Here is a 22,235-nt window from a genome sequence, read left to right as displayed (position 1 = left end):
GTGTCGGTGTTCGCTCCAACGACGCAACTCGCGCGCCCGTGCCCCGGGGTCTCCTATTTGCCGGCAGCAAGCCGTCGCGCATGTTTGAGTGCAGTCACGATGTCGAGATAGGCGCTCTCGCGCGTTGCCGGGTCGGGAGCGCGAAGGGCATATGACGGATGCCATGTCGCCAACACCGTACGGCCTTCATGGCGCACTGGCTTGTTGAAATGCTCTTGCAAGCGCGCATGTGCATCGTCGAGCAGCGCCTTTAACGCAGTTGCCCCCAATGCCACCACCACCGCAGGCGCTTCCTGTTGCAGTTCGCGCTCCAGCCAGTACATGCAGGCTTGTACTTCGCGCTGGCCGGGTGTCTTGTGCAGGCGCCGCTTGCCGCGCAGTTCCCATTTGAAGTGTTTGACCGCGTTGGTGATGAACACCGTGTCGCGCGGGATGCCGGCGTCTTCCAGCGCGCGGTCGAGCAGTTTCCCAGCGGGTCCCACGAATGGTTTGCCGGCCAGGTCTTCGCCGTCGCCCGGCTGCTCGCCGACGAGCATGATGCGCGCGCGCCGCCTGCCATCACCGGGTACAGCTTGCGTGGCGTGGCGCCAGAGATCGCAGCGGCGACACGTGTCAAGCGATTCCGGCTCTTGGTCGGGGTTAGTCTCGTCGTCGGGGGAAGAGGGTGTGGTTTTTTTCATGGGCAGGCAGGTGAGAACAGCAGAGGCAAAGCAACCCGAATGCCACCGTACCCATGTGGAACGCACGTTGCTTGGTGTCCGGCATTGACCAGGAGACCACTTTGGAAGCTGCATCGAATGTTCCGTTGGACCGACGCCGCCGGCTGGGCAACTGGCTGCCGGAAGGCGAAGCGCAACTGGCGGCGTTCCGCACCGAGCTGGTTGCGCAAGCGCTGTCTCGTCCGTCAAAGACGCCGTCCGTGGCCGCCGTGCGCGCACTTGCCAACCTGATCGACGGCGAGCCCGCATTGCGCATGCACCTTGCACGCGCTATCGACGAAGCGAAGGAGCGCGGATACGAACTCGGCTACAAGGAGAGCGCAGAACTGCTGCTCGCCATTGACCACGTCGTCACGTGCGCGCCTCGCTTCAGCGAGAAGGCGCTGGTGATCTGTCCGCTCAACGCCCTGCTTGATTGGCCGATGTGCATGCCATCCGGCTACGCGCTGTTCCGTGACCGGCGCTTCAACGATGCGCTCGAGGCGGTGCTCAATGGCTGGAGCGCTTTCCTCAGCGGCCCGCATTCGCGCGCCTATCTGAACACGCGCGAGCCGGACGGCTGGTTCAGCCGCGAAGCGACAAGGCGTATCGGCATGGAGCAGTTCCTGTGCGACCCGTCGCAACCGTACTGGGGCTTTACCTCGTGGAACGACTTCTTCACGCGCCGATTTCGTGACGGCTTGCGGCCGGTCGCGGGCAAGGACGACAACAAGTTGATTGTCAGCGCTTGCGAGGCCGCACCCTACAACATCAGCCACGATGCGCGCTATGAAGACGCGTTCTGGATCAAGGCGCAGCCGTACTCATTGCGCGACGTCTTCGGACCGGGGAAGGCCCACCTCGCAGAGCGGTTTGCAGGCGGCAGCGTTTACCAGGCTTTCCTGAGCGCCTACAACTACCACCGCTGGCATGCGCCCGTCGCAGGCACCATCGTCGATACCTTCCACGTAGACGGCACGTACTACTCGTGCGTGGAATCCGAGGGTACCGACCCCGAAGGGCTGAATGATTCGCAAGGCTACAGCGCAGCGATGGCCGCACGCGCGATCATCACCATCGCCTGCGACGACCCGGCCGTGGGCACCGTGGGTTGCGTGTTCATCGGCATGGCGGAGGTGTCGTCATGCATGGTCGACGTGACGCCGGGCCAGCATGTCTGCAAGGGCGAGGAGCTTGGCTATTTCCAGTACGGCGGATCGACGTACTGCATGTTCTTTGAGCCAGGCGTGGTGGATGCCTTCGTCGTGCAGCCGCCGTTTTCGCACGACACGCCGCCAGTGCGCGTTAACGCCGCACTGGCGCGTGCCCGATAGCGGCGTTGATCAAGCGTCGACTTCGGCAAGCGCCTTGAGGCCCACCGACAGCATCGCCAGATCTGCCGAACCGGCTGCGACCTGATCGGCAATCACGCGGTTGTAGCGCGCCAGTGCGTCCTGCCGTGTGCCGCGCCACGTGTCGATGAGGCCATCCGCGCTGGCGCCGGGCGTCGCACCCTGCAAAACGGATTGCGTGAGCCGCCGCCGCAGTTGTCCCAGTTCTTCGAGCAGCGTTGCGCGCGCCAGCATCTGCCAATGCGTTTGCGTCGGCAGGCCGAGGATGCCGCCTTGCAGCCACCCGTAACCCAGCGGCTGGTCGAGGGCGAAGTACACGCGTGCGGCAAGCCGTGCATCGCAGCCGCCGGCGGTCGCAACCTCGGCAATGTCGAGCAACGACACGCGTGCCGGCACGCCGGTCGCCACGCGCGCCAGTGCTTCCGGCACGCCGGCTTCGGTAAAGACCTGCCGCTGCTGTGCGGCAGCCTGCGCAGATTCCTCGGGTTGCAGCGCGTCAATCTCGGGTGCCAGCGCATCGACCGCAGACCGGAAGTGCTCGACTGCGGTCGGCACATCGGCCACGCGCCGCCGCAGGAACCACAACGTCGCGCGCTCGTGCAACTGCGCGAGCGCCGTAAACAGGGTAGTTTGCGTTTCGTGCGGCACTTGAGCGTCCAGGGCATCGACTTGTTGCCAGAGCGCGTCGAGCCGGTAGACCGCGCGTGCGACGAGGCTTGCCCACACCACGGCAAGCGGCTCTGCGCCGGTCTCTTCGGCCATCCGGTGCACGAAGGTCACACCCGCTCGGTTGACGAGCGCGTTGGCGTGCATCGTCGCCAGAATCTCGCGACGCAGCGTGTGCCGGGGGATCGACGTAGCGCAACGCGTGTGCAGCGGCTGCGGGAAATACGCCGGCAGACCATCGGCCACGAAAGGCTGGTCGGGCAGGTCGCTGCCGAGCAGTACGTCGTACAGCCACATCTTGCTGTAGGCCATCAGCACGGCGCGCTCGGGTGTCGTCAGGCCGCCGCCGCTTGCGCGGCGGGCGTCGATGTCTTCATCTGCGGGCAGGAACTCGATGGCGCGATTCAGGCGCCCGCCGCGCTCCAGATACCGCATCAGCCGCGCCTCGGGGTCGAGCCACAGCGCCGTGCGCGTGCGTGCAAGTGACAACGCCTGCGTCTGGAAGTAGTTGTCGCGCAGCACCAGTTCGCCCACCTCGTCGGTCATTTCGGCCAGCAGCGTGTTGCGCTGCTTGAGCGTCATCTCGCCGTCGGCCACGACAAGCCCCAGCAGGATCTTGATGTTGACCTCGTGGTCGGAACAATCCACCCCGGCAGAGTTGTCGATGGCGTCGGTGTTGATGCGCCCGCCATGCTGCGCGTATTCGATGCGGCCGAGCTGCGTGCAACCCAGGTTGCCGCCCTCGGCCACGACCTTGCAGCGCAGCTCGGCGCCGTTCACGCGCAGGCCATCGTTGGCGCGGTCGCCCACCTGGGCATGCGTTTCGGTGCTGGCCTTGATGTAGGTGCCGATCCCGCCGTTGTAGAGCAGATCGGCGGGCGCCTTGAGGATGGCGTGCAGCAGGTCGTTCGGCGCCATCTCGGTGGCCGTCACATCCAGCATGGCGCGCACCTCCGGCGTGAGCGCGATCGACTTGACCGTGCGCGGGAATATGCCGCCGCCGGGGCTGATCAGCGCACGGTCGTAATCGGCCCAGCTTGAACGCGGCAGGTTGAATAGCCGCTCGCGCTCCGCAAAGCTTGTGGCCGCATCGGGCGACGGGTCGAGAAAGATATGCCGATGATCGAACGCTGCGAGCAGGCGGATATGGCGCGAGAGCAGCATGCCGTTGCCGAACACATCGCCCGACATGTCGCCCACGCCCACGACCGTGAAGTCCTGCGTCTGCGTATCGACACCCATCTCGCTGAAGTGCCGCTTGACCGATTCCCATGCGCCACGCGCGGTGATGGCCATCTTCTTGTGGTCGTAGCCCACTGACCCGCCCGAAGCAAAGGCGTCGCCGAGCCAGAAGCCATATTCGGCCGAGATGGCGTTGGCGTAGTCGGAGAACGTGGCCGTGCCCTTGTCGGCGGCAACGACCAGATAGGGATCGTCTTCGTCGTACCGCACGACATCGCGCGGCGGCACGACGCGGCCGTCGACGTAGTTGTCGGTCAGGTCGAGCAGCCCGCGCAGGAAGGTCTGGTAGCACGCCACGCCTTCGGCCAGATACGCATCGCGGTCGCTGGCCGGCGGCGGTTGCTTGACGACAAAGCCGCCCTTGGAGCCCACCGGTACGATGACCGTGTTCTTGACCATCTGCGCTTTGACCAGGCCCAGCACCTCGGTACGGAAATCCTCGCGCCGGTCAGACCAGCGCAAGCCGCCGCGCGCAACCTTGCCGCCGCGCAGGTGCACACCTTCCACGCGCGGTGAATACACCCAGATCTCGAACATCGGTTTGGGCTCGGGCAGGCCTGGCACGCGGGCCGGGTCGAACTTGAACGAGAGGTACGGCTTGGGCTGCCCCTGTCCGGCATCCGGCAGGTTTTGGAAATAGTTCGTGCGCAACGTGGCTTCCACCACGCCCAGGAACTGCCGCAGGATGCGGTCTTCATCCAGGTTGGGTACGTCTTCGAGTGCCTCGTCGATCTGCTTGCGCAGTGTTTCGCTTGCACGCGAGCGCTCGGCCTCGGCCAGCGCGGGGTCGAAGCGCACCAGGAACAGCCGCACCAGCGCCCGCGCAATCGACGGATTGCCGTTCAGCGCGCTCTCCATATACGCATTGCTGAAGGTCGAACCGATCTGGCGGATGTAGCGCGCATACGCACGCAAGATGCGCACCTCGCGCCAGGTCAGGCCGGCCTGCAGCACGAGTCGGTTGAGATCGTCGTTCTCCAGCTCGCCGCTCCAGATGCGCGCGAAGGCGTCTTCAAAGCGTGCGCGGGCTTCGTCGAGATCGACTTCGCTGCCGTCGGTGGTCTCCATGCCGAAGTCGTGCATCCAGATCGGGGCGGCGTCGGCGGGTTCGATGCAGTAGGGGCGCTCTTCGTTGACGCGCACGCCCAGGTGTTCAAGCATCGGCAGGCTGTGCGACAGCGAAGTCGGCTGGCCGGCGCGGTAGATCTTGAAACGCAGCGCACCAGGCGGCGCTTCGAGCGGCCGATAGAGCTGCATGCTGAGCACGTTGCCGGTGGCGTTGGCGCCAATCAGCGGCTCCATCAGTTCAATGTCGCGCACCGCAAGGCGCGCGGCGTAGTCCTCGCGGAAGCCCGCAGGAAACGCGCCGGCATAGCGGCGCAGCAGGCGGTTGCCGCGCTCTTCGCCGCCGCGTTCGAGCAGCGCGTCGGCCAGGTCGTCCTGCCAGCGCCGGGCGGCCTGCACGATGCGGTCTTCGAGTTCGGCAACGTCCACCTCAGGCACGTTGCCCGGCAGCGTGCGCACGGTGATGTGGATGCGCGCCAGCATCGATTCCGACAGCAATGGCGTGAACTCCACAGCGGTGCCGTTATACGCTGCCTGCAGCAGGCCCTGGATACGCACGCGCAGATCAGTATTGAACTTCTCGCGCGGCACGAACACGAGGCACGACACGAAGCGGTCAAACGGATCACGGCGCACGAACAGGCGCGTGCGCTGGCGCTCTTGCAACCGCAGGATGCCGAGCGCGATGTCGTGCAGCGCTTCGGTGTCCATCTGGAACAGCTCGTCGCGCGGATATTGCTCCAGGATCGTCACCAGCGTCTTGGCCAGATGCCCGTCGGGAAGGAAGCCCGTGCGTCGGATGACGTCGGCCACCTTGCGACGCACCAGCGGAATGTCTTCAGCGGGCACCATGTAGACGTTCGACGTGTACATGCCCAGGAAGCGCCGCTGCCCACAGACACGGCCTTCGGCGTCGAACAGTTTGATGCCGATGTAGTCGAGATACCCGGGCCGGTGCACGGTCGCCCGCGAATTGGCTTTGGTGAGGAAGATGGGCTCAGGCGCGTCGATAAACTTGGCCGCGCCCGGTGCCAGGCGCGTCGTGTCCGGCGTGGACGTGTCGCGCAGCGCTTCTCGCAGCACCCCCAGGCCCGTGCCCGGTATGCCGCGCAGGTAATGGCCATCGTCTTGCGTGATCAGTTCGTAGTCACGATAGCCAAGGAAGGTGAAATGCCGCTCGAGCATCCAGGTAAGGAAGGCCTGCGTTTCGGCAATCTCGGCGCGTTCCACGTCACCGGCGGAGGGCTGGGCGGCGCGAACGGCCAGCGCCTCGATGGCGGCGTGGGCGGCGGCCTGCATGGGCTTCCAGTCTTCCACGGTGGCACGCACGTCGCCCAGCACACGCATCAGGCCGTCGTGCAGCGCCTGCAGGCGTTCGGGCTCGGAAAAACGGTCGACCTCGATGTGGATGGTCGATTCGAAGCGGGCAGCGCCGTGGGTTTCCGTATCCGCGTCGGCGGGTGTATCGGGCATGTCGCCCGCAAGGGCCGCCGGGCGCTGGACACCGCCACCGGCCGATACCGCCACGCGCATGCCTGCGGCATCGCGCTGTACGCGGTAGACCGGGTGGAAGGCGGAATGCAGTGCCAGCCCCTGCCGGTTGATCTCCATGGTCACGGAGTCGAACAGGAACGGCATATCGTCGTTGACGATTTCAACGACCGTGTGACCGCAGTACCAGCCGTGCTGTTCGAGGCTTGGGTTGTAGACCCGTACGCGCGGTTGCCCGGACACGAATTTCTGACCGAGCTGCCAGTGCGCCATCGCAGCGCCGTAGAGGTCGGCAACGCTGCGCGAGATCACGTCTTCGGGGTCTGCCAGACCGTAGTAATGCCGCAGGAACGGTTCGAACAGGTCAACAATATCGGGCGCACGTTCGCGCGCCAGGGCCACTGCATCCGCCATATGCTGGCGGACCTTGTCTTCGTGCTGGGCAGGCATGAGGCGGCTCCCGAAGAAGGGCTGCCTCATGCTACGCCGCGTGCCCATGGCTGGCAATCAGCGTGCGCGGCGCACGGCTTTTCAGATGCCGCTGTGTGCAGTGCAGCGAGAGAAGAGGTGGTTCACTCGCTACTTGCCGCGTGCATCAGCGATGCGTCATCCAGCCTTTACGACGTTGATGCGCAGGGCCGGCTCACCCGCCGCGATGGCCAGCAGGCGGTCCACATTCGGGTGGGCGCCAGGGCGGTTGCGTGCGTCGATGGTGTGCTCGGCAAACACGGCCAGGCCGTGCTCGGCGGCCTTGATATCGAGCTGGCCGAACGTCTGCTGCAGGTAGTGATACACCGCCACCGAACCTTGCTTACCCGGCTTGTTTTCGATATCGGCCACCACGGCGCCCTGGCCGTCGATCAGATCGATGCGTTCGATGCCGTCAATGGCGGGCAGTTGGGCGAGATTGTCCTTGAATACGCTGGTCGGTTGAATCACTGCGGTTGCTCCGTTGGTTGATCAGGCGGGCCGTATGTTAACGGCTCCGGCCCGACCCGCGCGAGCTTGCACGTTCTTCAACGCTTGGCGCCGGCCTTGTTCACCGCGATGGCTGCCTGGATGAGCGCTTTCAACGCCTTCTCGTTCACCTTGTCGCCCTCACGGAAGTCGATGGCGCGGCGCGTGTTGCCGTCCAGGCTGGAATTGAACAGGCCGGAAGGGTCAGGCACGGAGGCGCCCTTGGCAAACGTCATCTTCACCGTCTGCTTGTAGGCCTCGCCGGTGCAGATCAAGCCATGGTGAGACCACACGGGCACGCTCCATTTCCATTCCTCTACAACGTCGGGGTCGGCCGCGCGGATGACGGCGCGCAGGCGGGCGAGCATCTCGCCGCGCCAGTCGTTCAGCTCTGCAATGCGTGCGTCGATCAGCTCGGATGCGGGTGCGGCGGTGTCCTGCGTGCTTTTCTTCATGTGTCTGCCTCCGTGGTGGGCCTAAGCAAAACATTCTGGCAGGAACAACGGCCGGTAGCCACTCGGCAACGGTGGGCGAGATACCCCATCAGGCTGCGCGCCGGGAAGCTGACAAACCCCTTTTTTCTGCTTATGGAATCAGTGCGAAAAATAATTTGCGAAATAAAAGAGAAAATAAAACGGCGGTGAGTTAACGGCGACGAGAAAAATAACTTTAGCGATTTCGTGCAATTCCCCTGCTTGAGTAGGGATGTCAAACGATTTCGCCGGGAATCCAAGTTCCGCGCGGGTATGCGGCGCAATACCTGCGCACGGAAATTCAATACCGCAATGCCCGGATGGTCGATGTGGCGGTCATCGATTGGTCATCTTTCGACTTCAATAATTGCGCCTCCGATGTTCAGGAAAACATATTGAGGCATCCCTTCTTTCAGGGGGTGACTGAATCGAGAGAATTTCAAATGACCATTCGTCATCGCATTACATTGCTGGTGGTGCTGATGTTTGCCGCGCTGGCGGCCATCGGCGGATACGCGGTCTACCAGACCCGCGGCAGCGCGGCGGAGGTCCGCCAGGTGACGGAGGGCGTGGTGCCGAGCGCGCTGGCATCGGCTGACCTCGTATCGCTCGTCAAGGACGTGCAACTTGCGACGATGGTGCTGGTGTATGCGCCCGACGGCAACATCGTCGCGCAGGCCTCGGACGACCTGAAAACCAAGGAAGCGGCGCTGCGGGCGGCATTGGACGTGCAGGCCAAGCGCGCCAACAGCCACGCGCAGGAAGGCCTGGTTGCGCAGGCCAAGGAAAGCGTCGACAGCTACGTCGAGGCCATCCAGCAGACCACCGACATGAAGCTCGCGGGCAAGGACGAGCTGGCGCAGGCCTTCCTGTTTGCCAACGTGGCCAGCTATCGAGACGTGCTGGAAAAGATTGTCGAGACGCTGCGCATCGAGAAAAACCGTGAGAAAGACGAGGCCATTGCCGGCCTGAACGGCAAGCTCGCGAGCACGGCCACCACCATTGGCGTGGTGAGCGGCGTGGCCATCGTGCTGCTGACCGCCGTCGGCATGCTGCTGTATCGCCAGATCACCCGCCCGCTCACGCGCATGCAGGCCGAGATGAGCGAGATCGCCACCAGCCAGGATTTCACGCGCCGTGTGCCGGTGGGCCGCATGGACGAGATCGGCCACTCGGTCGTCGCGTTCAACCAGATGATCGAGAAGATCCAGGAGAACGCCGCGCTGCTCAAGCAGAAGACGGCCGACATCCAGGCGATGCTGCAGAACATGCAGCAGGGCATCCTGACCGTGGTCGATGGCGGCGTGGTGCACGAGGAATACTCGATCTACCTCGAATCAATCTTTGAGACGCAGGAGATCGCCGGCCGCAAGCTGATGGAACTGATCTTTGCCGATACCAGCCTTGGCGCCGATGCGCTGTCGCAGGTGGAAGCGGCGGTCGATGCCTGCCTCGGGCAGGACATCATCAACTTCGCGTTCAACCAGCATCTGCTTGCGAGCGAGGTGGAAAAGCGCATGCCGGACGGACGCACGAAGACGCTCGATTTGTCGTGGTCGGCCATTACCGACGAGAGCGACACGATCCTGCGCCTGATGCTGTGCGTGCGCGATGTGACCGAGCTGCGCAAGCTGGCCGCCGAGGCCAGCGAGCAGCGCCGCAACCTGGAGATGATTGGCGAGATCCTGGCGGTGAGCCAGGAGAAGTTCCAGCACTTCATCGACAGCTCCACGACCTTTGTGCACGAGAACGAACGGATCATCCGTCAGTATTCGCAGGCGGACAGCGCGGCCATTGCGGCGCTGTTTCGCAACATGCACACCATCAAGGGTAATGCGCGCACGTACAACCTGCAGCATCTGACCAACGTGGTGCACGAGACCGAGCAGACCTACCACGCGCTGCGCGAACCTGACACCGAACACACCTGGGATCAGGACTGGCTGATGGAAGAGCTGACGCGTGTGCGCGAGGCCATCGAAAACTACGCTCGCATCAACGAGGTGAAGCTGGGCCGCAAGGGCGATGCAGCGTCAGGCCATGCCACGCAAGTCGCCCCCGATGTGATGGCGCGCATTCAGGAAAGCCTGCGCTTGCTGGAGTCGGCCAACCCATGCAGCCTGCACGAACTGGTTGCGATGCGCGATTCCATTTATGAGCAGCTGCGCCTCCTGGGCAGCGAAACGGTGGACGAACTGTTATCCGGTGCGCTGCAATCGCTGCCGTCGCTGGCGCAGGAACTGGGCAAGGAGCCTGTGGCCGTGCGCATCGACGACAACGGCTACCGCTTGCGTACGGAGGCCCGCGGCATCCTCCAGAACGTGTTCATGCACCTGCTGCGCAACTCGATCGACCACGGCATTGAACCCGCAGACGAACGCATCGCCCACGGCAAGCCGGCGGCAGGCACGATCGACGTTGAAGTGGGTGTGGACCAGGGCATGCTGCAGATCACGCTGTGCGACGATGGCCGTGGCCTGGCGCTTGACCGCATCCGCAGTATCGCCATGGAGCGCGGCTGGATCGGCGCAGACCAACAGGCGACCGACGAAGACATCGCGCAGTGCATCTTCCGCCCGGGCTTTTCGACCGCAAACAAGGTGACAGAAGTGTCCGGACGCGGCGTCGGCATGGACGCCGTGCTGGAGTTCCTCAAGCGCGAGCATGGCCGCATCGAGCTGCGCTTCACCGACGATCACAAGGGCGCGGCGTTCCGCCAGTTCCAGACGGTGGTGTGCCTGCCTGAACGGTTTGCGGTCGACAGCGTGAACGCCGAGCTAGGCGCGCAACGGGCAGTGCGCATGGACCTGGATAAGGAAGCATCGTGATGGGGTCGATTGTTTTGGCCGTGATGACTGGCGGCTTGGTCGCTGGCGTGCTGATGTGGCTGATCCGGCAGCGGAAAGTGAATGCGATGGCGCGCACCTTGGGCGATGCCGATCGCCGTATCGCCGATCTGTCGGCCGATCTGGGCCGGCAAGCCGCACGGGTGGAAACGGGCATGCATGAGGTTGCCGCACTGGAAACCACCGTTGCCCAGATGCGTGACGCTGCTGCCGATCAACTGGAAGTCATCGAGCACCTGCGTACCGAGTTGCAGTCGGCCACAGCCGCGAAGGAGCAGTGGGCGAGCCGCGCCGGGCAGATTGCCGAAGAAGCGGCGCGCCTGCGCGGCCTGGCGCTGACGTTCGAGCGCTGGCATGAACAGATGATCTCGCTCATGGAGCAGAACCACGATATGCACGCGAAGAACCAGGAGCTGCAATCCATCGTGCGGCATGTCGTGATCGTCTCGCTCAATGCATCCATCGAGGCGGCGCGTGCGGGCACGGCGGGCCGGGGTTTTGCCGTGGTGGCCAGTGAGGTGCGCGCGCTCGCCGCGCGTTCGGAAGAACTGTCGAAGAGCTATCGCAACAGCCTGCACCTGAACGATCTGACTACCACCGCCACGTTCCAGGACATCCAGGCGGGCGGCAAGATGATCACCGCGTCGCTGTCGAGCGTCGAGGCGCTGGCCAGCCAGTTTCAACACCAGCTTCACTAGGCAGGCCCGACGTGATCCGCAGCAACGCACAAGACAGTTTCGAGCGCATCTTCCGCAAGGCCGCACGTACGCGGCTCACGCGGCAGCCGGAGGACACCTGCCATATCAGCACCGCGGCCGAAGCTGGCACCCTGAATGGCGAGGACGCTCTCATCCTCACCATTTCGTCCATCGCATTCCGCCTCTTGCTGGTGCTGCGCTTTGATGACTCCGACGCCACGCGCGCCTACTTCACTGGTGAAGGCACGGGGCGTTCTTTTGAAGAGGCGCGTCTGGAGATCGGCAACCTGTGCTGCGGCGCGCTGAACCAGGAGCTGCTGCAGGTGTTTCCCGACCTTGGCATGTCCACGCCTTATGTGGTGAGCGCACGCTGCCTGCCGTATCTGCACGTGCTCAAGCCCGGTTACGTGGCCGCCTACGCGGTCACCATCAACGACACCGTGCGTGTGGACGCTACCGTGTGCGTGTGTGCCCATGCCCCGCTGGATTTCGTGGCCGATGTGAGCGATGGGGTGGAATCCGGCGGCGAGTTGGAATTGTTTTGATTGGATAGATTGAGAACGAGGAAAGCGTCATGAGCAAGATTCTGGTTGTGGACGATTCAAGCACCGTCCGCGATGAGGTGGCCGGTTTTCTGAAGAAGCACGGTCTGGCGGTGGACACCGCCGTGGACGGCAAGGACGGCCTGGCCAAGATCAAGGCCAACCCCGGCGTCAGACTCGTCATCAGTGATGTGAACATGCCCAACATGGACGGCCTGACCATGGTCGAAAAGGTGCGCGGTGAGCTGGGCAACAAGACGGTCAACGTCATCATGCTCACCACCGAAAGCAGCCCTGCCATGAAAGACCGCGGCAAGGCCGCTGGCGTGAAGGGCTGGATCGTCAAGCCGTTCAAAGGCGACGCAGTGCTGGAGACCTTCAAGAAGCTGGCAAGCTGAAAGACGGGGCGGCACGGCCGGGTGCTTCATGATCAACCCGGCGCTGGAGGGCATGGCGCCCGCGCGATTTTGGAGCCAAACTTGCTTGCCTGAAGTTGGTTTGGCCGAGGGAGCCATCATGCAAGAGCTCGCCTTTCGCACGCTGCTGTACCGCTACTTCTTCTTCGGCTGGCTGTTCAAAGACGCCAGCCGCGGCAACCTGTTCGAGCGCTCGGCCGCGTGGCGTTTCAACCAGGCGCACGCGCACTGGCTGCTGGCCTATATGCGGCGCTGGCTCTGGTGCGGGTTGCTTTTCTACGCCCTGGGCGGCGTGCTGGAACTGGGGCTCAACACGCCGGGCCTGTCGGTGCTGTTCTATGTGCCCAGCGCGTTGAGCGTGCCCGTCAACGTAGTCATTGGGGTGCTGTGGATTGGCCTGAAGGCACTGCCCGGGCCGCTGCGCGAGCGGTAGACGCGTGCGCGGCTAGATTGTGGCCAAGAGCAGCTCTTCGGCATTGCGCGGGGGGTGCAGGCCGTCGGCGCGGCCTGCAAAATAGCGCTCCGTCAACATGTCTGCCGAAATGTGCTGGGCGTCGCGAAAGCCGTTTTCGCGGGCCAGCGCGAGTATTTCGGGCGGCGTGAAGAAGCTGATGAACGGCGTGCCGCTCGCGCGTGCACCTTTCTCCGCCATCTCAAGGCCGGGCCGGACGTCCGGGTCTGCCATCTCCAGCGGCAGCAGGAACGTCATCGCGAGCATCGAACCCGGCGCAAGCGACGCCACCTGCCGCAGCGTGGCCGCATTCGCTGCCTTTGACAGATACATGCTCACGCCCGTGGACACCACAATGGCCGGCCTGCCCGTATCAAACCCGGCCGCGACCAGCGCATCCTGCCAGGATTCGCGTGCCTCAAAATCCACCGGAACGAAGCGCAGCCAATGCGGAACGCCGAAGCCCAGCGCTTCCAGGCGCTGCCGCTTCCAGGCCTGCGGCTCCGGCTGATCGACCTCAAACACTGTCATGCGCGATGCCACCTCGGGCCGGCGTTGTGCAAAGCTGTCCAATCCCGCCCCCAGAATCACGTACTGGCTCAAGCCACGGCCCGCTTGTTCGATGACGAGGTCTTCGATAAAACGTGCGCGCGCCACAATGGACGCGCGAAACGGACGTGTGAACTGCGGATCCATGTCGCCGCGTTGTTGCCAGCCGGGTTCCGGGGCCAGCAACTTCAGGCCTACCTCGTCTTCCAGCACATGCGGCGGTGCATCGCTGTGCACATGCAAGGCGCGCCACAACGCGACGCGCGCTGCAGTGCTGTCGGGGGATGCAGTTTGCGGTTCGTTCATCGCACACACGCCTTCATCGATGGATCGGTCGATCAATTGATCAATTCGGATGCTGATACTCGGGAAATACGGCAACGGCCTGTACGGGCTGTTTTGTCATGCAGACCTCGAACAGGCGGCTGCTGAGCCACTCGGCAAGCCAGGCCTGCACCGCCGGCAAAGGCTGACCGGCAAACCAGTCCGGCTCCACCGCTGCAAACTGCCGCACGAACGGGAAGATCGCCAGATCGGTCGCGCACGGTGTCGAGCCGCCAAGATAGCGTTGATCCAGCAAGCGTGATTCCAGTGGTATCAGCAGGGTTTCTGTTGCCCGGGCACGGGCTGTCTCGCGCGGAGCGGTCTCTTGCGGATAGCGGTCGGGGTATTTGTAGCGATCGAGCTGGCGTTTGAACTCCCCGTCGTTGGTGCGCAGCAGGGCGAGGTTGTCGGCGGATTGCGCGCGGCTCCACCAGCCTTCGGGGTCGCGTGCCTCGAAGGCCCAGCGCATGATGTCGAGGCTCTCTTCCAGCACGTCGCCGTCTGTCAGGTGCAAGACAGGAACGGTGCCTTTCGGGGACAGCGCCAGGAGTTCGGTAGGCTTGTCACGCATGATGATCTCAAACGTCTGGAAGCGCCGATTGGCTTGCAGCATCGCCAGGCGCGCACGCATGGCGTAGGGGCAGCGGCGATAGCTGTAGAGCAGGGGCAAGTCTTGATTGTCGGACATCGGTGCGAATTCGAGGCTACGGATTTCAGGCGCGCCAGGGTAGCGGATTCATGGGCGCGGCGCGTTAGGCCATCAGGCGTGAGTGCACTGATCGTCCTGACCGCCCGGAGCGCCGCACCGATTGCGGCGGCTGCCCGAACACGCGGATGAACGCGCGCCGCATGCGTTCCGGATCGGCAAAGCCCACGGCGCGCGCGACCTGTTCCAGCGATTCATCACCGGCTTCCACGCGCGGCCGGGCGATTTCTGCACGGAGCTTTTCGATGGCCTTGGCCGGCGTCTGGCCGGTCTCGGCCACGAAGGCGCGATCGAACTGGCGGCGGCTCAGGTGGGCGACTTCGGCCAGGCGGTCGACGTCCAGCGCTTCATGCAGGTGCTCGCGCGCATAGCCCAGGGCACGTGCAATGCGGCTCGATGCCGGGTCCAGCTCCAGCAAGGTCGAGAACTGCGATTGCCCGCCGGGCCGCCGGTGGTAGACCACCAGCTCGCGGGCCACGGCGCGCGATACGTCGACGCCCAGGTCTTCCTCAATGAGCGCCAGCCCCAGGTCGATGCCCGACGAGATGCCGGCCGACGTCCAGACCGGCCCGTCGTGAATGAAGATGTGGTCGCTCTGCACCTGCACGCGCGGATAGCGCCGCTGCAGCAGCGCCGCCATGCGCCAGTGCGTGGTTGCGCGGCGCCCATCGAGCAGGCCCGCCGCCGCCAGCGCAAACGCGCCGGAACACACGCTCGTCATGCGCCGCGAGTGCTCTGCCGCTTCCCGTACGAAGGTGATCAGCCGCGGCGAAAACGCGTCTTCGCGCGGGCCGTTGCCGCCCGAGATGATCAACGTATCGAAGGCGGGATCGTCCAGGCCCTGCGTCTGCATGACGAGGCCGGGCGCGCTTTGCACCAGCGTGCCGCTTTCGGACAGCACGTCGATGCGATATGCCGGCTGTGGTGCGAGCCGGTTCGCCACGTCAAAGGCCGTCAGCGGGCCAGTGAAATCGAGCAGGCTGCAGCCCGGAAACACCAAAAAGCCGATTCTGCGCATGATGTCTTGAAATGAGGGATTAACGTCATTTGGGCCTGATGTTGCTCCGCCAGACTGCTGCTGTCAAACGCATTTCTGGAGAAACGATCATGACAACCGCGATGTGCTTACCGGCCACTTCGACGCCCATGTCGCGCCATCACCGCTGGAAGGTGCTGGGTGTGGGGGTGGCGGCCAATGCGAGCTTTTCGGCAGCGTTCTCAGGCATCCCGACAACGGCCGTGTTCATTCGCTCGGCGTATCACCTGGGCAATGCCGAACTGGGCGTGGCACTGGGCGCGTTGGGACTGGGCATCGCTATCAGCGAATTGCCGTGGGGCTTGCTGACCGACCGCTGGGGCGACCGCGCGGTGCTGCTGACGGGGCTGGGGCTGACCGCGCTGGCGCTGTTCGTGATGGCATGTTGCGTGGTGCCGCTGCATGGAAACGTGCCGCCGCTGGCGTGGCTGGTGGGCGGCATGCTGAGCGTCGGCCTGCTGGGCGGCAGCGTGAATGGATCGAGCGGCCGCGCCGTCATGGGCTGGTTTCGCGAAGGCGAGCGCGGATTGGCCATGAGCATCCGCCAGACCGCCGTACCGCTGGGCGGCGGCATTGGTGCCCTCGTGCTGCCGAGCCTGGCCGCGCATGCCGGGTTTGCCGCCGTGTATGGGGTACTGGCGGCGGCGTGTGCGTTGACTGCGGCGCTGACGTGGCTGTGGGTGCATGACGCACCGGACACGGTGAATGCAGTTGCACACACTGCGGCGCCTGGCGGTACGGGTCCGTTGCGCGATCCAACGCTGTTGCGCATGGCCTTGGCCATTGGGCTGCTGTGCGTGCCGCAAGGCGCGGTCGTCGCTTTTGCCACGGTGTTCCTGCGCGACTTTGCGCACGCCAATGTGCTCACGCTCAGCCTGACCATGGCAGCGGTGCAGGGCGGGGCGGCCGTCATGCGCGTGTGGAGCGGCCGCTGGACCGACCGTCACGGCAATCGCCGCGCCTATCTGCTTACCTGCGCGCGGTCGAGCGCCGCGCTGTTTGCGGTGCTGGCCGGGGTGGCGTGGATGACGTCGGCGCTGTCGATCGATCTGTCGGTCATGCGCATCGCGCTGGTGGCGGCCGTGGTGGCGGGCGGCATCTGCGTATCGGCGTGGCATGGCGTGGGCTATACCGAACTGGCCACCTTGGCCGGTGCGCAGCGTGCCGGCACGGCGCTGGGTCTGGGCAACACGGGCGCGTTTGCGGCGCTCGGTCTCACGTCGCTGTGCCTGCCGCAGGTGCTGGCGTGGTCGTCATGGCCCGTGGTGTGGCTGATGGCGGCGGGCAGCGCGCTGATTGCGTGGCGTGTGCTGCCGGCGGTACGTCCGTAGACGCGCGTAACGCCAATCCCCCTCGTTTCTTCCTATAGTGACCCGCAGGGCGCCGCCCCGCGCGGGCCCGCAAAACGAAGCAACGAAAACGAAACGAGGGGGCCACCATGGCAGGCCTGGATGTAATCGAGCACGTAGTCGTGCTGATGTTGGAGAACCGGTCGTTCGACAACCTGTTCGGCACGCTGTATTCAAAGAGCGCGGAGTTCGACGGCCTGTCGGGCGAAGAGACCAATCCCGACGGCGGCGGTCAGCCGATCCGCGTATGGACGACGCCTGCGCCGCCCAACGTGATGACGCTGCCCAATCCCGACCCGGGCGAGCTGTTCACCGACATCAACCAGCAGCTCTTCGGCCAGCAGATGCCGCTGGGGCAGACGCCCACCATGCAGGGTTTCACCACCAACTACGCCAAGAACGGTGGTGACCCGCGCGACATCATGCATTTCTTCACGTCGGACCAGGTGCCTGCACTCAGCACGCTGGCGCGCAACTACGCCGTGTGCGATGCGTGGTTTGCCTCGGCGCCGTGCCAGACGTGGCCCAACCGGTTTTTCGTGCACACCGGCACCGCGCACGGTTATCCGAACAACTCGCCGGTGCACTTTCCGTATCTCATGCCGACGCTGTTCAACGCGCTTGACGGCGTGGTGCCCGACGATTGGGCGGTTTATTACCACGACTTCGCGCACTCGCTCACGCTGACGCGGCTGTGGCTGCATCTGGACCACTTTCACCTGTTCGACGATTTTCTCGACGATGCGTCCAGCGGCAAGTTGCCCTCGTACACCTTTATCGAGCCGCGCTACTTTGCTGATGTCGATTGGCCCAACGATATGCACCCGCCGCACGACGTCGGCTACGGCGATGCGCTCGTCGCGCAGGTGTACAACGCGCTGCGCAGTTCGCCGCAGTGGCATCAGACCATGCTCGTCATCACCTTCGACGAGCACGGTGGCTGTTTCGACCACGTGCCGCCGCCCGCCGTGGTGCCGCCCAGCCCGCCGCAACCGGGGCAGCTTTTCGCGTTCGACAGGCTGGGCGTGCGCGTGCCGGCGGTGGTGGTGTCACCGTGGATTCCCAAAGGCACCATCTTCCGCTCGACCGTGGCGCAGCCGTACGACCACACCGCCATCATCAAGACGCTGCGCATGCGCTACAACATCCGGACGCCGCTCACTGCCCGCGATGCCAGCGCACCCGACCTGGGGCAGGTCTTGGAATTGAGTGCGCCGGACGATAACCGCGACCCAGTCGCCGCCCGCGCCATGGCAGCGAACCCCGCTGGTTTGCAGGCCGCCCGCAACGCGCCGCTCAATGACTTCCAATGGGCCATGCACGAATCGGCGGCGATGCTGGCCCCGCTGGGCACCGGTATCAGCATTGACGACCACGTGCGCAACTTGTCGACCGATCAGCAACCGCCCGTGCCCGCCGCGCAGAATGCCCAGCAGGCGGCGCAGCACATCAAGGACGTGCTGGCATCGATGGATCTGCCGCACGCGGGGCAATGATCATGAACGCGCCACTTCAGCACCCGCCCGTCGTCATACGCGCTTTCAGACCCGGCGACGAGCCGCTCCTGCACGCCGTCTTTCGTTCTGCAGTGCACGGCATCGCCGCCCGCCGATACACGCCCGAACAATGCGAAGCCTGGGCGCCGACCGACTACGACGTCGCCCAGTGGAATGAGCGCATCCGCCGCATCCAGCCGTTCGTGGCGGAAGTCGACGGGCAGCCCGTCGCTTATGCCGATTTGCAGGCAAACGGCTATATCGATCACTTCTTCGTATCGGCCGCGCATGCGCGAAGAGGCATCGGCCAACAACTCATGAGCCACATTCTCGGGTTGGCAGCGCAGCGCGACGTGCCGCGTGTGCAAGCCCACGTGAGCTTGAGCGCCGAGCCGTTCTTTGCCTGCAATGGTTTTCGTGTGGTCGTACGCCAAACGGTGACGGTGCGCGGTGTTCCGCTGGATAACGCGTTGATGGAGCGGACGCAAGCGTGAGCCAAGAGTCGCATGGGGCTTTGTTCTTCGGGCAAACCCTCGGAATGTAGTTAAAGATTATTGAGGATCTGTCGTTAGTTTCGTTGAATTCAGTTCCCTCAGAGGAACGACTTCACGCTCCCCCAACTTCGCGCGACAGATATGAAGACGCTCTCCATCAAGGCACGGCTGGCGCTGGTGCTATTTGTTCTGGCTGTATTCCTGACGGGCGTCGGCGCGCTGGGGCTGGTCGGTAACCTGCGCTCCAACGCGGCGCTCAAGGAAACCTTCTCCAATAACCTTCCGTCCACGCGCGCGCTGGGGCAGGCCGAATCCAAGCTTGCGCAAGCACGCACCGCGCTGGACCGCGCCATCTTCGATCCTGATACCGCCAAGAGCGCGGACGCACTCGGCCGCGTCGCAATGCAGATTCAAAACAGCGAGAAGGCGTGGAAAGACTATCTGGCCCTGCCGTTCTCGACGCCGGAGGAAGAGCGCATTGCGGGCGAGGCCGGGAAGCAGCGCAGCCTCATCATCAAGGATGGGATCGGCGGCGCAATCGATGCGCTGCGGCGTGGTGACAAGGATGCCGCGCGCGTGCTGGCGCTGGAAAAAATCCCGACGCAGTTCCGCGCCTATGCGGAACAGTCCGATCGCTTGAATGCGATCCAAGAAGAAGTGTCCTCGGTTGCCTACGCGGCATCGCAGTCGTTCTTCAACGGGCTGCTGTGGACCTTCGGTATCGTGATTGCCATCGGGCTGGTGCTGGCGGCCGGTTGCTATTTCGTGCTCTCGCGCGCCATTTCGCGCCCGCTCGCAGAGATGCTCGTGCACTTCCATGAGATTTCGGGCGGCAACCTGACCACCGACGTTCGCATCCACTCGCGTGACGAGATGGGCCTGCTGATGGAAGGCCTGCAGCAGATGCAAGCCAAGCTGAAGGAGACCGTGGTGACGGTGCGTCGCGGCAGCGAGTCGATCGCATCGGCCACGCAGCAGATTGCAGCAGGCAACACCAATCTGTCGCAGCGCACGGAAGAGCAGGCCAGCTCGCTGGAGGAAACCGCATCGAGCATGGAAGAGCTGACGAGCATTGTGAAGCAGAATGCCGACAACGCGCGCCAGGCGAGCACGCTGGCCGTCAACGCCTCCGAGATTGCCGTGCAGGGCGGTGCCGTGGTGCAGGACGTGGTGACGACCATGGGCGAGATCAGCGAATCGTCGCGCAAGATCACCGACATCATCGCCGTGATCGAAGGCATTGCGTTCCAGACCAACATCCTGGCGCTCAACGCTGCGGTGGAAGCGGCGCGTGCCGGCGAACAGGGCCGCGGTTTTGCCGTGGTGGCCGGCGAAGTGCGCACGCTGGCACAGCGCAGCGCAGGTGCTGCCAAGGAAATCAAATCGCTGATCGAAGACTCGGCCACGCGTGTGGAATCCGGCTCGACGCTGGTGGCACGTGCCGGCAAGACGATGGAAGAGATCGTCGTGGCCGTGAAGCGCGTGACCGACATCATGGGCGAGATCAGCGCGGGCTCGGCTGAGCAAAGCACCGGCATCGAGCAGATCAACGAAGCCGTCACGCAGATGGATGACGTGACGCAGCAGAACGCCGCACTGGTGGAAGAAGCCGCTGCCGCTGCCCAGGCACTGGAAGAACAGGCGGACGAGTTGCGCCGCGCTGTGGCGGTGTTCCGCGTGGCGATGTAAAGCACGCTTCCTGATGGGTTGCCCTGGCAGCGAAATGGCTGCCGCGGCGCTACACTGCGGGGTCGGCCTTCGGGTCGGCCCCGCCTTGTTTTATGCGGTGCACTCAGAAGCCGCTCATGGCCTTGCTCCGCCCCTCGAGCCGCTCGCGAAGAGCCATGAGCCGGTTCACATAACGATTATCCGGAGGTGTCATGCGTTTCCAGTGTCGTCGTGTTCCCGTTCGCGCCTTGGTGTCTGCAGCTGTGTTGGCATGCAGCGCCGGCGCGTTCGCACAGACCATCCCCGCCAGCAAGCCCGCGCCCACCACGCTCACGCCCGAGCAGCAGCGCTATCACGATATCTACAAAGAGCTGGTCGAGATCAACACGACGCATTCGGCAGGTGACACGACCAAGGCCGCGCATGCGATGGAAAGGCGCCTGCGCGATGCGGGTTTTGCCTCTGCCGACATGCAGGTGCTTGAGCCGTTCCCGAAGAAGGGCAACCTTGTGCTGCGCTTCAAGGGCACCGGTGCCAAGAAGCCGATGCTGCTGCTTGCCCACATTGACGTGGTGGAAGCCAAGCGCGAAGACTGGAAGACCGACCCCTTCAAGCTGCAAGAGACTGACGGCTATTTCACGGCGCGCGGCGCGATCGACGACAAGGCGATGGCCTCGGCCTTTGTGTCGGTGCTGGGGCAGCTCAAGCAGGAAGGCTTCAAACCGTCGCGCGACATCATCCTCGCATTGACCACCGACGAGGAGCGCGGCGATGTGCCGACCAACGGCGCGTACTGGATCGTCAACAACAAGCCGGAGCTGGTGAAAGCCGAATTCGGTATCAATGAAGGCGGTGGCGGCGAGCTGCGCAACGGCAAGCCGGTGCTCCACCGCATTCAGGTGGCCGAGAAGATGTACACGACGTACGAGCTGGAAGTGCGCGACGTGGGCGGACACAGTTCGGTGCCGACAAAGACGAACCCGATCTATGCGTTGTCAGCCGCGCTGGATCGGTTGGGGGCGTATCAGTTTCCGGTCAAGCTGGCCGACGTGACGCAGACTTACTTCGCACGCAGCGCGCCGCTGGCCACGGGGCAACTGGCGGACGACATGCGCTCGGTGGGCACCGGCAAGCCGGACCAGGCTGCAATCGATCGGCTTTCGGCCATTCCGTTCTACAACGCGCAGTTGCGCACCACCTGCGTGGCCACGATGGTCAATGCCGGCCATGCCGAGAACGCGCTGCCGCAATCGGCCAAGGCCACCATCAATTGCCGCATCCTGCCGCACGATGATCCGGCCGATATCGATCGTCAGTTGAAGCAGGTGATCGGCAACGAAAAGATCAGCGTGCGCTACGTCAACAAGCCGCTTGCAAGCCCCGCGTCGCCGCTCAATGGCGACTTGGTGAAGACGGTGGAGGCGCTGACGCAGCAGATGTGGAATGTGCCGGTGATTCCGGCGATGAGCACGGGGGCGACGGACAGCCGGTTCATGCGCAATGCGGGCATTCCCATGTATGGCGTGTCGGGGTTGTTTACCGAGCCGGCTGATTTGCGCACGCATGGTCTGGATGAGCGTATCGAGATTGCGCGGTTGTATGACGGGCGGGAGTTTCTTTATCGGCTTGTGAAGCAACTGGCTGAGTGAGGTGTTGGGTGCTGCGCTTGTATTTGTATTCGGGCGCGGCTTGTTGGTGCTGGTTTTCTGTTGGGTT

At 64.2% G+C, this 22,235-nt stretch carries 18 protein-coding genes; 11 read left to right on the top strand and 7 right to left on the bottom strand.

What is annotated here, in order from left to right; all coding sequences use genetic code 11:
- Positions 1-53: 53 nt before the first annotated feature.
- On the bottom strand, positions 54-680 hold the full coding sequence (locus tag ACEN9T_RS04900; RefSeq protein ID WP_413705666.1) for a UdgX family uracil-DNA binding protein: 627 nt from the start codon (positions 678-680) through the stop codon (positions 54-56).
- A gap of 101 nt (positions 681-781) precedes the next feature.
- Here ACEN9T_RS04900 and ACEN9T_RS04895 point away from each other — a divergent pair, with 101 nt between their 5' ends.
- Positions 782-2,032, top strand: a complete 1,251-nt coding sequence (locus ACEN9T_RS04895; protein ID WP_413705665.1) for a phosphatidylserine decarboxylase family protein — start codon at positions 782-784, stop codon at positions 2,030-2,032.
- A gap of 9 nt (positions 2,033-2,041) precedes the next feature.
- Here ACEN9T_RS04895 and ACEN9T_RS04890 read toward each other — a convergent pair whose 3' ends face one another.
- The 3 genes from ACEN9T_RS04890 to ACEN9T_RS04880 all read right to left on the bottom strand — a co-directional run bounded on the left by ACEN9T_RS04890 (position 2,042) and on the right by ACEN9T_RS04880 (position 7,926).
- A complete protein-coding gene (locus ACEN9T_RS04890; protein WP_413705664.1) occupies positions 2,042-6,964 on the bottom strand; it encodes an NAD-glutamate dehydrogenase in 4,923 nt (1,640 codons plus the stop codon).
- A 156-nt stretch (positions 6,965-7,120) separates the two neighbouring features.
- A complete protein-coding gene (locus tag ACEN9T_RS04885) occupies positions 7,121-7,453 on the bottom strand; it encodes a DUF2322 family protein (RefSeq protein WP_092970988.1) in 333 nt (110 codons plus the stop codon).
- A gap of 77 nt (positions 7,454-7,530) precedes the next feature.
- Positions 7,531-7,926 (bottom strand): DUF1801 domain-containing protein, encoded by a 396-nt coding sequence (locus ACEN9T_RS04880; protein WP_092970989.1) that lies wholly within the window; start codon positions 7,924-7,926, stop codon positions 7,531-7,533.
- Positions 7,927-8,387: 461 nt separating this feature from the next.
- Here ACEN9T_RS04880 and ACEN9T_RS04875 point away from each other — a divergent pair, with 461 nt between their 5' ends.
- The 5 genes from ACEN9T_RS04875 to ACEN9T_RS04855 all read left to right on the top strand — a co-directional run bounded on the left by ACEN9T_RS04875 (position 8,388) and on the right by ACEN9T_RS04855 (position 12,879).
- Entirely contained in the window at positions 8,388-10,772 is a 2,385-nt protein-coding gene (locus ACEN9T_RS04875) for a HAMP domain-containing protein (protein WP_413705663.1), read from the top strand.
- Positions 10,772-11,488 (top strand): methyl-accepting chemotaxis protein, encoded by a 717-nt coding sequence (locus ACEN9T_RS04870; RefSeq protein WP_092970991.1) that lies wholly within the window; start codon positions 10,772-10,774, stop codon positions 11,486-11,488. Before ACEN9T_RS04875 ends, ACEN9T_RS04870 begins: the two co-directional genes overlap by 1 nt.
- Before the next feature lie 11 nt (positions 11,489-11,499).
- Positions 11,500-12,033 carry a hypothetical protein gene (locus ACEN9T_RS04865; RefSeq protein ID WP_413705662.1) on the top strand — a complete coding sequence of 178 codons (534 nt, stop codon included), beginning with the start codon at positions 11,500-11,502 and terminating at the stop codon, positions 12,031-12,033.
- 29 nt (positions 12,034-12,062) lie between these two features.
- The gene (locus tag ACEN9T_RS04860; protein ID WP_024977498.1) at positions 12,063-12,428 is read left to right on the top strand and encodes a response regulator; all 366 of its coding nucleotides are present in this window, start codon (positions 12,063-12,065) and stop codon (positions 12,426-12,428) included.
- A gap of 118 nt (positions 12,429-12,546) precedes the next feature.
- Positions 12,547-12,879, top strand: coding sequence for a hypothetical protein (locus ACEN9T_RS04855; RefSeq protein WP_024977499.1), 333 nt, complete (start codon positions 12,547-12,549; stop codon positions 12,877-12,879).
- Positions 12,880-12,891: 12 nt separating this feature from the next.
- Here ACEN9T_RS04855 and ACEN9T_RS04850 read toward each other — a convergent pair whose 3' ends face one another.
- From ACEN9T_RS04850 to ACEN9T_RS04840, 3 genes are all read right to left on the bottom strand, one after another.
- The gene (locus ACEN9T_RS04850) at positions 12,892-13,752 is read right to left on the bottom strand and encodes a class I SAM-dependent methyltransferase (protein WP_413705661.1); all 861 of its coding nucleotides are present in this window, start codon (positions 13,750-13,752) and stop codon (positions 12,892-12,894) included.
- A gap of 40 nt (positions 13,753-13,792) precedes the next feature.
- Complete coding sequence (locus ACEN9T_RS04845; protein ID WP_413705660.1) at positions 13,793-14,458, bottom strand: glutathione S-transferase; 666 nt, start codon at positions 14,456-14,458, stop codon at positions 13,793-13,795.
- 64 nt (positions 14,459-14,522) lie between these two features.
- Complete coding sequence (locus ACEN9T_RS04840) at positions 14,523-15,494, bottom strand: GlxA family transcriptional regulator (protein WP_413705659.1); 972 nt, start codon at positions 15,492-15,494, stop codon at positions 14,523-14,525.
- Between the two features lie 89 nt (positions 15,495-15,583).
- On the opposite strand from ACEN9T_RS04840, the gene ACEN9T_RS04835 reads away from it, so the two are divergent.
- The 5 genes from ACEN9T_RS04835 (at position 15,584) to ACEN9T_RS04815 (ending at position 22,168) form a co-directional block, all read left to right on the top strand.
- Complete coding sequence (locus ACEN9T_RS04835; RefSeq protein WP_413705658.1) at positions 15,584-16,843, top strand: MFS transporter; 1,260 nt, start codon at positions 15,584-15,586, stop codon at positions 16,841-16,843.
- 107 nt (positions 16,844-16,950) lie between these two features.
- Positions 16,951-18,357, top strand: a complete 1,407-nt coding sequence (locus ACEN9T_RS04830) for an alkaline phosphatase family protein (RefSeq protein WP_413705657.1) — start codon at positions 16,951-16,953, stop codon at positions 18,355-18,357.
- Positions 18,358-18,359: 2 nt separating this feature from the next.
- The gene (locus tag ACEN9T_RS04825; RefSeq protein ID WP_413705656.1) at positions 18,360-18,851 is read left to right on the top strand and encodes a GNAT family N-acetyltransferase; all 492 of its coding nucleotides are present in this window, start codon (positions 18,360-18,362) and stop codon (positions 18,849-18,851) included.
- 141 nt (positions 18,852-18,992) lie between these two features.
- Complete coding sequence (locus ACEN9T_RS04820; protein ID WP_413705655.1) at positions 18,993-20,540, top strand: methyl-accepting chemotaxis protein; 1,548 nt, start codon at positions 18,993-18,995, stop codon at positions 20,538-20,540.
- A gap of 191 nt (positions 20,541-20,731) precedes the next feature.
- Positions 20,732-22,168 carry a M20/M25/M40 family metallo-hydrolase gene (locus tag ACEN9T_RS04815; protein ID WP_413705654.1) on the top strand — a complete coding sequence of 479 codons (1,437 nt, stop codon included), beginning with the start codon at positions 20,732-20,734 and terminating at the stop codon, positions 22,166-22,168.
- The last annotated feature ends 67 nt before the right edge of the window (positions 22,169-22,235 follow it).

The sequence above is a fragment of the Ralstonia sp. Ralssp110 genome, from assembly GCF_047325135.1.
Classification (GTDB): Bacteria; Pseudomonadota; Gammaproteobacteria; order Burkholderiales; family Burkholderiaceae; genus Ralstonia; species Ralstonia mojiangensis.
This window is presented reverse-complemented; position numbering and strand designations above follow the sequence as displayed.

Coding starts and splice junctions, on each gene's coding strand:
- ACEN9T_RS04820 (WP_413705655.1), top strand. CDS start 18,993: ATGAAGACGCTCTCCATCAAGGCACGGCTGGCGCTGGTGCTATTTGTT.
- ACEN9T_RS04860 (WP_024977498.1), top strand. CDS start 12,063: ATGAGCAAGATTCTGGTTGTGGACGATTCAAGCACCGTCCGCGATGAG.
- ACEN9T_RS04850 (WP_413705661.1), bottom strand. CDS start 13,752: ATGAACGAACCGCAAACTGCATCCCCCGACAGCACTGCAGCGCGCGTC.
- ACEN9T_RS04815 (WP_413705654.1), top strand. CDS start 20,732: ATGCGTTTCCAGTGTCGTCGTGTTCCCGTTCGCGCCTTGGTGTCTGCA.
- ACEN9T_RS04845 (WP_413705660.1), bottom strand. CDS start 14,458: ATGTCCGACAATCAAGACTTGCCCCTGCTCTACAGCTATCGCCGCTGC.
- ACEN9T_RS04900 (WP_413705666.1), bottom strand. CDS start 680: ATGAAAAAAACCACACCCTCTTCCCCCGACGACGAGACTAACCCCGAC.
- ACEN9T_RS04855 (WP_024977499.1), top strand. CDS start 12,547: ATGCAAGAGCTCGCCTTTCGCACGCTGCTGTACCGCTACTTCTTCTTC.
- ACEN9T_RS04870 (WP_092970991.1), top strand. CDS start 10,772: ATGGGGTCGATTGTTTTGGCCGTGATGACTGGCGGCTTGGTCGCTGGC.
- ACEN9T_RS04825 (WP_413705656.1), top strand. CDS start 18,360: ATGAACGCGCCACTTCAGCACCCGCCCGTCGTCATACGCGCTTTCAGA.
- ACEN9T_RS04875 (WP_413705663.1), top strand. CDS start 8,388: ATGACCATTCGTCATCGCATTACATTGCTGGTGGTGCTGATGTTTGCC.
- ACEN9T_RS04890 (WP_413705664.1), bottom strand. CDS start 6,964: ATGCCTGCCCAGCACGAAGACAAGGTCCGCCAGCATATGGCGGATGCA.
- ACEN9T_RS04840 (WP_413705659.1), bottom strand. CDS start 15,494: ATGCGCAGAATCGGCTTTTTGGTGTTTCCGGGCTGCAGCCTGCTCGAT.
- ACEN9T_RS04830 (WP_413705657.1), top strand. CDS start 16,951: ATGGCAGGCCTGGATGTAATCGAGCACGTAGTCGTGCTGATGTTGGAG.
- ACEN9T_RS04880 (WP_092970989.1), bottom strand. CDS start 7,926: ATGAAGAAAAGCACGCAGGACACCGCCGCACCCGCATCCGAGCTGATC.
- ACEN9T_RS04835 (WP_413705658.1), top strand. CDS start 15,584: ATGACAACCGCGATGTGCTTACCGGCCACTTCGACGCCCATGTCGCGC.